Source organism: Paraburkholderia sp. RL18-085-BIA-A, from assembly GCF_046027075.1.
Classification (GTDB): Bacteria; Pseudomonadota; Gammaproteobacteria; order Burkholderiales; family Burkholderiaceae; genus Paraburkholderia.
This window is the reverse complement of the sequence record NZ_JARESU010000202.1, coordinates 1-11,264: the sequence shown is the minus strand read 5'-3', so window position 1 is coordinate 11,264 and position 11,264 is coordinate 1. Positions and strand designations below refer to the sequence as shown.

Genomic DNA, 11,264 nt, shown 5'->3' with positions numbered 1-11,264 from the left:
GAAGCAACAGGTGTCTGACAGCCATGCAAAAAACCATCGCACTGCTGCGGGAAGAAGGTGGCATGCCGCGACTGCCTCAGCTCGCACGCACGGGCCGATTACGACCAAGGTAGGCGCTAGTGGCCCCTGGAGACCGACTTCCTGTCTCGCGACCAAAGTAGAACTACGCGGCTCGTAGCAGTCTCGGGCAGGGAAAGTGGGCTTGACAGCACCCTACATTGCCCTAGGCGCGCGACAAGAAGACGCAAGTTCAACCACCCGCTAGGAGTACGACAAAACAGCGCACCAGTCGACTGGATGCAACAAATCTACACAGATATTCCGTACAATTTCTGGATGTCTGTTAAACGTTTCATTTGTGTATGGAAATTGCGAATCCTCAACAGCGACGCGACGACGCAAGCGGGCGGCAGTTCCTATTGTTACTGCTGAGCGCAATACTCGTCGTCGCCGTGATCCTCGGGGTCCTTGTATACGTAATCTCGCGGCCTCAAACGGCCGCGGTCGAAGCCGGTGAGCGTCACGCCATTGATGAGTGCTGGCGTCGCAGCGAAGACCTTGCTCAATCGTCGCCCTCGCGTCGATTCCAAGAAGATTCATGTCGGGAGATGGCGAAACAATTTCAGCTTAAGTTCCAGCACCGGCGCTAGCCACGCCAAGTGCTAGTGGAGTGTATTGAAATGTCGTTACGTCCCGGGGACTATCACGCCCCACCAGCAATACCGTTCTTGCGCCGCCGCCCAGTCGTTCTCTTCTTGTGTGCAGCTTCCGCCATCCTGATAGCCACTGGAGTTGGGTTATGGCGGTATTTCGGCGTTGGTGGCCTGACGAGCTACGCCGATAACGCCGTCTTATTTCAGGATGCACAATTGCGCCTGCCACCGGAACTGGCTGGAAACACTGGTCGTATTCGGGTTGTGCATTTCTGGGACCCCGAGTGCACAACCTGCAACGAGAATACGGACGCGCATCTGAACTATCTGATTGGGATGTTCAAGGAAGCGAATATTGACTTCTACAGTGTGCAGAAACCAGGCACACGCGGACAGTTGCCCGCCTTTCTGCGAGGCAAGCTCAAACCGTTATCCCATATTGATGGGATGGAGCGTATACCGGCAAGTCCATCGATGGCCATCTGGGGACCAGACGGCAAACTTGCATATGCCGGACCGTATAGCCAAGGTCTGGTCTGTAGTTCGACCAATAGCTTTGTCGAGCCCATTTTGGACAAGCTCGTTGCCGGGCAGCATGTCGAACCCTTCCCCACGACGGTGGCCGTAGGTTGCTACTGCCCCTGGAGTACCAAGCCCGGTGGCAGCCACTAAAAACCCTGTCTCATCATGTTCCATACGATGACGGCGGCGACAAAGTCGGTCCGCGATGTGCGCAAACTCCATCGCGAACCAGTTATGGAGTTTCCCACATGTTTCGCACTATGAAGACCTGGCTGTCCGATAGCAGCCCATTTATACCCAGACGCCGCCGCCTCCTGCTCGGTTCAGCCGTGCTGTTCAGTCTCGCGGCCTGCGATCAGAAAGTGACGTTGAAGCTGCACGGAGTCGACCTATCAACCATGCCCCTTGCTGGCACATTTCAGTTGCGAGATTTCAACGGAAATCTGCGATCCCTGAACGACTTCCGCGGTGACATAGTCATCCTGCTCTTTGGCTATACCCATTGTCCCGACGTCTGCCCGACATCCCTCGCGCGTGCCGCGCAAATTAAGGTGTTACTTGGAGACAAAGGCAACAAACTGCAGGTACTTTTTGTTTCTGTTGATCCCGAGCGCGATACTCCCGAAATCCTCAAGGCATACACAACCGCATTCGATCCGACGTTCGTCGGTCTATACGGTGACGCAGAGCAAACGGCCAATGTCGCCAAAGCCTTTGGTGCATTTTATCGAAAGGTGCCCTCAGGAGATTCGTACACAATGGAGCACTCTTCGCTCGATTACGTGATTGACACCACCGGCCATCTTCGTTTCGCCCTGCGCTATGAGGAGAGCGCTCAAGACTGCGTTGACGACCTCCGGCAATTGCTTTGAGGTGTAGTCAAGAGAGGCGCGACGTCCATGCAGCGTACAGAGATGAGATGCGCGAGCACTGGCTTGTCATCCCAAACGGCTCGCCGCGCCGGAGTGCGAAAGGGGTACCAGTGGTGGCGGCATTTGCGCCGACCTCCTCAGTAGGGGTGTCCGTTTGACATGAGCTCTCGGGACCGCTCTACGCGAAATATCAGCAACTGGTTGAGGCGAAGTGCTTCCGCGCAGGTGTCGAACTGATCAGAATTGATCCGGCCTACAAGTCGACCATTGGTGCCGTGAAGTACGCATCGCGACGCGGCTGGAGTGTGCATGCTGCTGCGGCGGGCGTGATCGCCCGTCGCGGGCAGAAGTTGACTGGACGTCTGCCACGTGGGGCACCGCTGTCCGTGTCCCGGTGCGAGGTGACCATCACGCCCTCGAGCTACCTGCAAGGAGAAGCCAGGAGTCGCGTGCGGCCGCCTGGCGCAGCGTTCATGCGGCGTACAGAGCTGTGGTGCGCCAGCAATGGCTCGCCGCCCCGGAGTGCGAAAGGCACCCCTAGTCGCGGCGACAACGTCGTGCCCCTCAGCAGGGACAACCGTTTGCCCTGCGAAAACAATCTGCATGACCAGATTGGTGCACATTGAAACAAACGGAGAGCGCTTTGACGAGGCCGACCCAGCACCTCTCTCCATCACATTGCGAATAGTGGCGGCTACGGTCCCTGGAGAACCAGGCTCTGGCTAGGCAGTGGTCGATGGAAATCTACCGACATCGCCACACTTAGTACGGTGATAAGGGCGATTGACGTGAAGAAAACTTTCCGCGCCCATTTGATATCGTTACTCACTGTCCAGCCCGCGAGTCCCAAACGAAACCAGTAAACCCCACCCAGGAACGCAGCGAGCATGTAGACCTTGCCAACATAACCCAGAACACCGAGCATGAGCGTCGCGCCTGTAAAGGCCACGATGTAAACGACAATGTGCCGCTTGGTGGTTGAAACGCCCTTAATCACGGGGAATACGGGGATCGAGGCAGCCTTGTAGTCTCTCGCCCGAAAGATGGCAATGGCGTACGAGTGAGGCATCTGCCAGAGACTGAACATCACCAGCAAAGTCACCGCGGCTCCGTCGAATCCGCCGCTGGCCGCGCAGTATCCGACAACTGGCGGCATGGCCCCAGAAATGCTCCCAATCAAGGTTCCGTGGATCGAATTTCGTTTGAAGTAGAGGCTATAAAGGCCTGTATATACAGCATAGCCCAGCAACACAAGTATCACCGGTAGCAGACACGAAGTCGCACCGTACAGAATTACCGTTCCCGCCACGCCCAGGACACATCCATAGAGCAGCGCCAGTCTGACAGGGATTCTGCCGGTAACCATGGGACGGCTCCGGGTACGTGTCATCAACCCATCAATGTCGCGATCGATGATGTTGTTGATCACGCACCCCGAAGCAACGATAAGCGCGACGCTCAGTACTACCATGCAGCCCTGGATCCAGTTCACGTTTCCTTTCGAGGCCAACAGAAAGCCTCCCGTGACGGAAATGAGATTGCCGATCACGATGCCGGGTTTTGTAAGCTGCAGGTAGGGGCGAAACATGTCTGAGTAGTCCACGGTTGAACGTGCGCGTTACCGCATCAGTTGACCATCATGTTGTAATGCATGCTCCAGATGATCCAGACCGATAGCGCAACAATGATGAAGAGAATGACCAACGTAAAAACAAAGCTGATCAAGTTCCACCCACCTTCGGAAGATCGACTCATGTGCAAGAAATACACCAGGTGCACTATGACCTGCACTACCGCCAAAACTACGGCCACTAGCAACGTAGTAGAGCGCGGAAGCACCGGATGCATAACCAAAGCAAATGGAATTACGGTCAGGATTATCGAAAGCAGAAATCCGACGTTGTAAGATTTTGCGGTGCCGTGAGCTTCTCCCGCGCGGTTAGTCGCGTGACTTGACATTATCAGAACGCTCCGATGAGGTAGACGATAGTGAAGACGCAAACCCAGACAAGGTCTAGAAAGTGCCAAAACAGACTCAGACAGGAAAGACGAGTCACGTTCGTTGCCGTCAATCCCTTTGTCGCGACCTGGTGCTGCACCACTGCCATCCAAACCAAGCCAGACGCTACGTGAAGACCGTGGGTTCCCACTAGTGCGAAAAAGCCTGACAGAAATCCGCTTCTATTCGGACCGTAACCGTGAGCAATCAGGTGATGAAACTCATACACCTCCATACCAATAAAAGCTGCTCCAAGTACGAAGGTCAGAGCCAGCCACCTCTGGACAGCGCGCTGATCACGGCGATGTACACCTAGCATGGCATAGCCGTAGGTGATGCTCGAAAACAGCAGCACGAATGTTTCGACTAGCACATACGGCAACTCAAAGATATCCTTCGGACCAGGGCCGCCTGCAAACGCACCGCTTAGCACCGCGTATAAGGCAAATAACGTTCCGAAAATAATACAGTCCGACATCAGGTAGACCCAGAGCCCCAACACCTTAATCGAGCCGTGAGCGTTCTCGTCGTGCCCATGAGCGTGTTCGTCGCTTTCGTGGACACGGTCGTCTGTAATTTCAATTAATGTTTGAGTGGACATAACTTCAGGCCCTTTGCGTCAGGTGTGAACCGCGTGCGTTCTCGATGCGTTCTACCTCCTCGGCCGACACGTAATAGTCGGTGTCGTCGTCGTATGAACGCCTAATGACGGTAACAATCGTAGCGACAAAGCTTGCCCCAACAAGCCACCAGATGTGCCAGATGAGCGCGAAACAAAGCAGCAGAATAAATACATTGATAACAAATGGAACCCCGGTGCTGCGCGGCATATGGATAGGTGCGTACTTTGTCGGCTTCGCCGACACACCACGTTTTTTTGCTTCGTGGAACGCATCTATCTTGTCTACTCGAGGCACCACTGCAAAATTGTAAAACGGAGCGGGCGACGACGTTGACCATTCGAGCGTACGTGCATTCCACGGATCGCCTGTCAGATCGAGATTCTTCTTGCGGTCACGGATGCTCACTATTATCTGCAGGATCATGAAGCCAATGCCTGCAAGAATAAAGACTGCTCCAACGAGCGCCACCTGCAGATAAGGCGTCCAGGCGGGGTTGTCGTAATGATTCAAGCGGCGTGTCATACCCATGAAGCCCAGCATGTACAGCGGCATGAAAGCCAGGTAGAAACCGATGACCCAGCACCAGAACGAATACTTCCCCAAACGCTCGTTGAGCGTGAAGCCAAAGGCCTTCGGAAACCAGTAGTAGATCCCGGCAAAGTAGCCAAACAGCGCGCCGCCAATGAGCACGTTGTGAAAGTGCGCAACCAGGAATAGGCTGTTGTGTAACAGGAAATCCGCACCGGGAATGGCGAGCAGAACACCCGTCATGCCGCCAATCGTGAACGTAACCAGAAAGGCCAGTGTCCATAGAATGGGGGGGGTGAATTCCACGCGCCCACGGTACATGGTAAATAGCCAGGTAAAGATCTTCACGCCAGTTGGGATGGCAATGATCATAGTCATAATGCCGAAGAAGCTATTGACATTCGCACCTGAACCCATCGTGAAAAAATGGTGCAGCCACACAAGGAACGACAGGATGCCAATAGCCAGCGTTGCACCGACCATAGACTTGTAGCCAAACAACTTTTTTCGAGCAAACGTCGATGTAACTTCCGAAAAAATACCGAAGGAAGGTAGAACCAGGATGTAAACCTCAGGGTGACCCCAAGCCCACACGAGGTTCACATACATCGTCGCATTGCCACCCAACTCGTTGGTGAAGAAGTGAAAACCTAAGTAGCGATCCAGCGCAAGGGCGGCCAGCGCGGCCGTCAGGATCGGGAATGCGGCGATGATGATCACGCAGGTAACGAACGCGGTCCAGGTGAAAATCGGCATTTTCATCAGGTTCATACCGGGGGCACGCATTTTCAAGATCGTGACGAATAGATTGACGCCCGTCAGAAGGGTGCCCAGACCTGAGGCTTGTAGTGCCCATATGTAGTAGTCGACCCCCACCCCCGGACTGAACTCGATGTCTGAAAGTGGTGGATACGCGACCCATCCAGTCTGCGCGAATTCGCCTACGCCCAATGACAACATAACCAGAACGACACCGACGACAAACAACCAGAAGCTGAATGCATTCAGGAACGGATATGCCATGTCGCGAGCGCCGATCTGCAGCGGAACCACGACGTTCATCAAACCAACGATAAATGGCGTCGCAACGAAAAAAATCATAATCACGCCATGAGCGGTGAATATCTGATCATAGTGATGCGGAGGCAAGAATCCTTCATGGCCAGGCCCGGCAAGTGCCAACTGCGTCCGCATCATAATCGCATCTGCAAATCCTCGTACCAGCATGATAAGAGCAACGAAGATATACATAATGCCAATGCGTTTGTGGTCGACCGAGACAATCCAATCGGTCCACAAAACCGTCCACTTCCGGTAATACGTAACTGCCGCCAACACAGCTAGTCCGCCTACGGCGATAGCGGCCAGAGTGATGGCGATGATGGGCACGTGCAATGGCACGTCCGCCCAAGTCAATTTGCCAAACATGAGTTATTTACTCCTTTCTTTCCGACGAAGTGCCTACGGCCGCGGCGGCATGGGTCGCTGCGGTAGCGGTTCCCGAATCCACGAACTGATCGATGACCATTTTGAACAGGCCTGGCTGTACCTGTGAAAACTGCACAACCCCGTTGCCTTGGCTAGGTTTTGCAACCTTAAGGAAAGTGTTGAAATCCAACGTTAGGGGGGAAGTCTTCACTTGCGTAACCCAGCGCTTGAAGTCCTCTTCACTGGTGGCATTTGCGACAAACTTCATGTCCGAGAAACCAGGACCATTGAAATTTCCTGACATTCCTCGGTATTTGCCTTCTTCGTTTGCCATCAAGTGCAGTTGGGTCCGCATCCCGGCCATTGCGTACACCTGACCTCCCAGTTGCGGAATGAAAAAGGTACCCATAGTCGAATTTGAAGTAATTCTGAGCGCGAGCTGCCGATGGGCGGGAAACGTCAGTTGATTGACAGTAGCGATGCCAAGATCCGGATAGACAAAAATCCATTTCCAGTCTGTGGCGATCACATCGACATTGATCGGTTCGCCCGGAACGTCAAGAGGTCGGTACGGATCTAGCTTATGAGTCGACGTCCAGACGATCGCTGCCAACGCAATAATAATCAACAGTGGAACACCCCAAACAACGACTTCAATTTTGGTGGAATGCGCCCACTCAGGTGTGTAACGAGCACTTGTGTTGGACGCTCGATACCTCCACGCGAACGCAAAGGTCAATACGATGGCCGGTACGACTACAAATAGCATCAGTCCGATGCATAGGATGATCAGGTCACGCTCCTGAAGACCCACACTGCCTTTCGTGTTGAACAGTACCCAACTGCTGCAACCGCTGACGCTTGAAAGCGCAAGTGCCGCGCCGGAGTATCGCAATAGGTTCCTGCAGATTTCTCTCATACTAAGACCTTCCTCTGTGGTCGCCCCAAGGAGTGGAAGGAAGACGGCTAAAAGTGGATTGACCAGCGCGACACGCACGCGCCTTTGCCACCCGAATGCGCCTTCGTACCATACAAACTCTCATTTACACCATACACCGAAACAACATCCTAAGTTGAGCGCGATTGTATGGGACTTTTCGAGGGTTTCAAACGGACAAATCTGTATCAAATTGACGCGCCCCCCCCGGCAACGCGTTCGGGAGAGAGCCCTTCCTCCCCTGAGAGCCGCGCCGTATCTGAGCAAAAGACAGTATTCAGCTAAATCAGATCGAAAAGCCTTGGCAGTGATCGATGCGACCTGATGTCGCATGAGCTTCGATTAGACGGTCGTCAGAGCCTTGTGACAGCGGGGCCGAGCAGATCGGCGGTCATCATACTGATCCGTGACAGTGTTGCCTTTGCATACATAGAGACATTAGTATCCACATACGAACTGTTAGTGTCTTACATGTATGGATTGCGTCCAAAGTGGCGTGCCTTGTCTCTGTCGGTTGTGATTCAAGGAACCTCCAATCGGGCTACAAATGCGCTTACGGCTCGCGCGGGAGCTTGCACAGGCATTGGATCATCGCCACGAAACCACCATGAACAAGTTGAATACGCTCTATCAGTGCATTGAAATCGCTCTGACAACACCCGTCGGGCTAGGTGTCGTCAGTGAACTTGCAAAAATCTCTGAGATCACCGTAGGTGCTGGAACCGTCCTAGACGCCGATACCGCGACTACAGCGATCCGAATCGGCGCGTCATTTCTGCTATCTCCTTCGGTCGTACCGGGAATGATCGAGGTCTGTTCACGATACGGCGCTGTTCCGGTCCTCGGCGCCTTCACGCCTACAGAAGACTTAACTGCCCTGGAGGTAGGTGCCGATATTGTCAAGATCTTTTCTGCGAGCACTGGCGGTCTCAGCCACATTGAAAGTATCAGTGCGCCGTCACCGCAAGCTTCTTTGATGCCCCAGCGGCGGGGTGTCTGTGGACGACGTCGGGCGTTGGTTTGTTAGAGGAGTAGTTGCGGTTGGCGTCGGTGGCGCTCTGACCTCAGGCGCAAAAACCGGTGACTTCGCCTCCATTAAACAGCGAGCCCGTCAACTCGCCGCCATGGTGCAAAGGATGGGAACACAGCCCACTCATTCACGTTTCGCGTACGTCAACGCGACTCGGATCGTCGGCGGAATCTGTGGGTGAATTATTGTGCGCTGCTAGCCAGGTGAAGCCCGGTTCCGATACTGATGGAGCTTGCGACATGTTGCATCAAAGGAATCCTGTTCGGACTCGGATATTTCCGGCCAGATGAGAGGTCCGCCATCTTCCTCGATGAGTTTGTCCAAAAGGGTTGCCGCCGGGAGGGCAAGGAGAACGGGATCTTCGTGGCGGCGCCGGATCATTTCGCCGCCGAGCATCCAAATGTGATCGCGGTGCCGAAGCAATGTCTTGCGTGCGTATCCCAAGGTTAGCAAATGCTCAAGGAAAGGCGTGAGTATGGCCACGATTTCCCGTCCAGTCGAAATGTCCTCGTCGTCAACTCGCCACGACGCAGGCCAGTTATGCAGATCTGGGACGTACTGCGCAAGCGCTTGCTGTTCGGGGACAATGGCGGCTTTATCCTTGCCGGTTCTGGGCTTGCTAACCATGTTGCTGACCCGTCTGCTTAACGCCTGTCATCATTTTCCCGGCTTTGTATATGAAGGGGCGCGGCTGTGCGAGGCAACTCAATCCATCGAGATCGTCGTTCGGCCGCGCAAGGGTTCGAAGCCGATTTGCTCATGCTGTCACCAGCCTGCGCGGGGTTACGACTCGCTCACGCAGCGCCGCTTCGAGTTTATCCCCGTCTGGGGCTTTGCCGTGTTTCTGCTCTATACCATGCGGCGCGTCGATTGTCGTGCCTGTGGCGTGAAGGTCGAAGCGCTGCCGTGGGCCAAGGGCAAGCACACGCTCACCCGCGCCTACATGATCTTCCTCGCGCAATGGGCGCGTAAGCTGTCCTGGAAAGAAACAGCACTGAGCTTCCGAACCAGTTGGGAGAAGGTCTTCAACGCAGTGGAATGGGTCGTCGACTGGGGACTGAGCCATCGCGAGCTCGGCACGATCCGCGCCTTTGGCGTGGACGAGATCCAGTATGGTCGTGGACACCAATATCTCACGCTCGTCTACCAGATCGAGGCCGGCTATACGCGACTGCTCTGGGTCGGACAGGAGCGCACGAAAGAGAGCTTCGCGAAGTTCTTTGCCATGATCGGAAAGCCGCTCTGCGAGAAGGTTGAATTCGTGTGCTCGGACATGTGGCAACCCTACCTGGAGATGATTGCGCGTCATTGCCCGAACGCCCTGAATATCCTCGACCGCTTTCACATCGTCGCCAAGATGAACAAGGCGATCGACGAAGTTCGAGCCGACGAGGCCCGGCGCATGACTCGCGACGGCTATGAGCCGGTGCTCAAGAAGTCCCGCTGGTGCCTGCTCAAGCAGCGCGAGAATCTCACTGGCAAGCAACGCGTTCGCCTGCGTGACTTGCTTCAGTACAACCTGCGCAGCGTGCGCGCCTATCTGCTCAAGGAAGAGTTCCAGCAACTCTGGGATTACATCTCGCCCGTGTGGGCCGGCAAATTCCTCGATCAGTGGTGCACTCAGGTAATGCGCTCACGTATCGAGCCGATGAAGAAGTTCGCCCGCACGGTGCGCACACACCGCGAACTGATCCTCAACTACTTCCGTGCACGAAAACAGTTCTCCAGCGGCGTCATCGAGGGGTTAAACAACAAAGCCAAAGTCACCATGAGAAAAGCGTACGGCTTCCGAACCTTCACAGCCACGGAAATCGCGCTCTATCATGCACTTGGCAAACTCCCCGAGCCTCCGACCACCCACACTTTTTACTGATCAACCCGCGACTCAAGCGAACTCGGTCGATTGATTTCGATCGCTATAGATTAATTAACGCTTCGGTGGCTGCACGGAGTCAGCGCATCATTCAAAAACAGTCATCGTTACAACTACCCTGAATCGTGCGCACACCACTGACAAATCATCAGAAGCGGACGTTAGCCCTCATCGTTAGTCAGCAGGCAGGCAGTCAAACAGACTTTGCAAAATTCTGCGACTACATTCTGCTGCTCTTCGAAGATATCCCAGGCTTTAAAAATGTCGTTCCAGAAAGAAAAACGTTACGCGAAATATGGGATATTTATCGCGAAGCTTCACACGCTGTTAGCGCCGATGTAAAAATTATCCATTCGGCGAAGTAACCCTGACCCACCTCGAAGACGATGCCGGCTTTTTGCCTCCGATAGTGACTCAGGAGCAAGCAGTGGAAATCGCCACATTCATTTCCTACACATTCTTTACGCTGGAAGAGCTCGGAGCAAAACTTGAGGATCCCGTTTGGCCTCGAGCCCAATGATCTCCCACTCACCGCGCTATGCATGGGCATTCAGGCGACCTTGAGGGAAGCACGTGGTGAGAGCATCATCGTATGCCCAATATCGAATAGATACATACAGACCTAGCCCGCACATCATGCGTCGCAACGAAAGAAGTAACGTCCCGCCGGGCGGCGAAAGACATTGGTCCGCCGAAGTAAGAATCACGTTGCTTCGCAATGAATCCCTTACGCCGTCCACTCGTCGACGAACCCGCCGCCCGTAACATGGAGCACAGGCAACCACTGCGGTATCAAGCG

The 11,264-nt window shown here is 54.4% G+C and carries 12 protein-coding genes; 5 read left to right on the top strand and 7 right to left on the bottom strand.

What is annotated here, in order from left to right; genetic code table 11:
* Positions 1 to 422: 422 nt before the first annotated feature.
* Entirely contained in the window at positions 423 to 566 is a 144-nt protein-coding gene (locus tag P0D89_RS47955) for a hypothetical protein (RefSeq protein WP_408369448.1), read from the bottom strand.
* A gap of 114 nt (positions 567 to 680) precedes the next feature.
* Between P0D89_RS47955 and P0D89_RS47950 the strand changes: the two genes are divergently transcribed.
* Together P0D89_RS47950 and P0D89_RS47945 are read left to right on the top strand one after the other, a co-directional pair.
* Positions 681 to 1,325 carry a DUF6436 domain-containing protein gene (locus P0D89_RS47950; RefSeq protein WP_408369446.1) on the top strand — a complete coding sequence of 215 codons (645 nt, stop codon included), beginning with the start codon at positions 681 to 683 and terminating at the stop codon, positions 1,323 to 1,325.
* A 98-nt stretch (positions 1,326 to 1,423) separates the two neighbouring features.
* On the top strand, positions 1,424 to 2,047 hold the full coding sequence (locus tag P0D89_RS47945) for an SCO family protein (RefSeq protein WP_408369444.1): 624 nt from the start codon (positions 1,424 to 1,426) through the stop codon (positions 2,045 to 2,047).
* Between the two features lie 694 nt (positions 2,048 to 2,741).
* Here the strand turns inward: P0D89_RS47945 and cyoE are convergent.
* From cyoE to cyoA, 5 genes are read right to left on the bottom strand one after another with little or no spacing between them, the layout of a single operon-like run.
* On the bottom strand, positions 2,742 to 3,635 hold the full coding sequence (cyoE, locus tag P0D89_RS47940) for a heme o synthase (protein WP_408369442.1): 894 nt from the start codon (positions 3,633 to 3,635) through the stop codon (positions 2,742 to 2,744).
* A 38-nt stretch (positions 3,636 to 3,673) separates the two neighbouring features.
* Complete coding sequence (cyoD, locus tag P0D89_RS47935; protein WP_408369440.1) at positions 3,674 to 4,006, bottom strand: cytochrome o ubiquinol oxidase subunit IV; 333 nt, start codon at positions 4,004 to 4,006, stop codon at positions 3,674 to 3,676.
* Positions 4,007 to 4,008: 2 nt separating this feature from the next.
* Positions 4,009 to 4,647, bottom strand: coding sequence for a cytochrome o ubiquinol oxidase subunit III (gene cyoC, locus P0D89_RS47930; RefSeq protein WP_408369438.1), 639 nt, complete (start codon positions 4,645 to 4,647; stop codon positions 4,009 to 4,011).
* Positions 4,648 to 4,651: 4 nt separating this feature from the next.
* Positions 4,652 to 6,625, bottom strand: a complete 1,974-nt coding sequence (gene cyoB, locus P0D89_RS47925) for a cytochrome o ubiquinol oxidase subunit I (RefSeq protein WP_408369436.1) — start codon at positions 6,623 to 6,625, stop codon at positions 4,652 to 4,654.
* Between the two features lie 7 nt (positions 6,626 to 6,632).
* Complete coding sequence (gene cyoA, locus P0D89_RS47920) at positions 6,633 to 7,544, bottom strand: ubiquinol oxidase subunit II (protein WP_408369450.1); 912 nt, start codon at positions 7,542 to 7,544, stop codon at positions 6,633 to 6,635.
* A 625-nt stretch (positions 7,545 to 8,169) separates the two neighbouring features.
* Here cyoA and P0D89_RS47915 point away from each other — a divergent pair.
* Positions 8,170 to 8,589 carry a bifunctional 4-hydroxy-2-oxoglutarate aldolase/2-dehydro-3-deoxy-phosphogluconate aldolase gene (locus tag P0D89_RS47915; protein ID WP_408369434.1) on the top strand — a complete coding sequence of 140 codons (420 nt, stop codon included), beginning with the start codon at positions 8,170 to 8,172 and terminating at the stop codon, positions 8,587 to 8,589.
* Between the two features lie 198 nt (positions 8,590 to 8,787).
* On the opposite strand, the gene P0D89_RS47910 is transcribed toward P0D89_RS47915, so the two are convergent.
* A complete protein-coding gene (locus P0D89_RS47910; RefSeq protein ID WP_408369432.1) occupies positions 8,788 to 9,219 on the bottom strand; it encodes a hypothetical protein in 432 nt (143 codons plus the stop codon).
* On the opposite strand from P0D89_RS47910, the gene P0D89_RS47905 reads away from it, so the two are divergent.
* Both P0D89_RS47905 and P0D89_RS47900 read left to right on the top strand, forming a co-directional pair.
* Positions 9,218 to 10,465 carry an ISL3 family transposase gene (locus P0D89_RS47905; protein ID WP_408378997.1) on the top strand — a complete coding sequence of 416 codons (1,248 nt, stop codon included), beginning with the start codon at positions 9,218 to 9,220 and terminating at the stop codon, positions 10,463 to 10,465. The genes P0D89_RS47910 and P0D89_RS47905 overlap by 2 nt on opposite strands.
* A gap of 125 nt (positions 10,466 to 10,590) precedes the next feature.
* Positions 10,591 to 10,830, top strand: coding sequence for a hypothetical protein (locus P0D89_RS47900; RefSeq protein WP_408378994.1), 240 nt, complete (start codon positions 10,591 to 10,593; stop codon positions 10,828 to 10,830).
* Positions 10,831 to 11,264: the final 434 nt, after the last annotated feature.

What these genes read in the sequence shown, in the direction of transcription:
- P0D89_RS47950 (WP_408369446.1), top strand. Translation starts at nt 681, where the DNA reads ATGTCGTTACGTCCCGGGGACTATCACGCCCCACCAGCAATACCGTTC.
- P0D89_RS47945 (WP_408369444.1), top strand. Translation starts at nt 1,424, where the DNA reads ATGTTTCGCACTATGAAGACCTGGCTGTCCGATAGCAGCCCATTTATA.
- cyoE (WP_408369442.1), bottom strand. Translation starts at nt 3,635, where the DNA reads ATGTTTCGCCCCTACCTGCAGCTTACAAAACCCGGCATCGTGATCGGC.
- cyoD (WP_408369440.1), bottom strand. Translation starts at nt 4,006, where the DNA reads ATGTCAAGTCACGCGACTAACCGCGCGGGAGAAGCTCACGGCACCGCA.
- cyoC (WP_408369438.1), bottom strand. Translation starts at nt 4,647, where the DNA reads ATGTCCACTCAAACATTAATTGAAATTACAGACGACCGTGTCCACGAA.
- cyoB (WP_408369436.1), bottom strand. Translation starts at nt 6,625, where the DNA reads ATGTTTGGCAAATTGACTTGGGCGGACGTGCCATTGCACGTGCCCATC.
- cyoA (WP_408369450.1), bottom strand. Translation starts at nt 7,544, where the DNA reads ATGAGAGAAATCTGCAGGAACCTATTGCGATACTCCGGCGCGGCACTT.
- P0D89_RS47915 (WP_408369434.1), top strand. Translation starts at nt 8,170, where the DNA reads ATGAACAAGTTGAATACGCTCTATCAGTGCATTGAAATCGCTCTGACA.
- P0D89_RS47905 (WP_408378997.1), top strand. Translation starts at nt 9,218, where the DNA reads ATGTTGCTGACCCGTCTGCTTAACGCCTGTCATCATTTTCCCGGCTTT.
- P0D89_RS47910 (WP_408369432.1), bottom strand. Translation starts at nt 9,219, where the DNA reads ATGGTTAGCAAGCCCAGAACCGGCAAGGATAAAGCCGCCATTGTCCCC.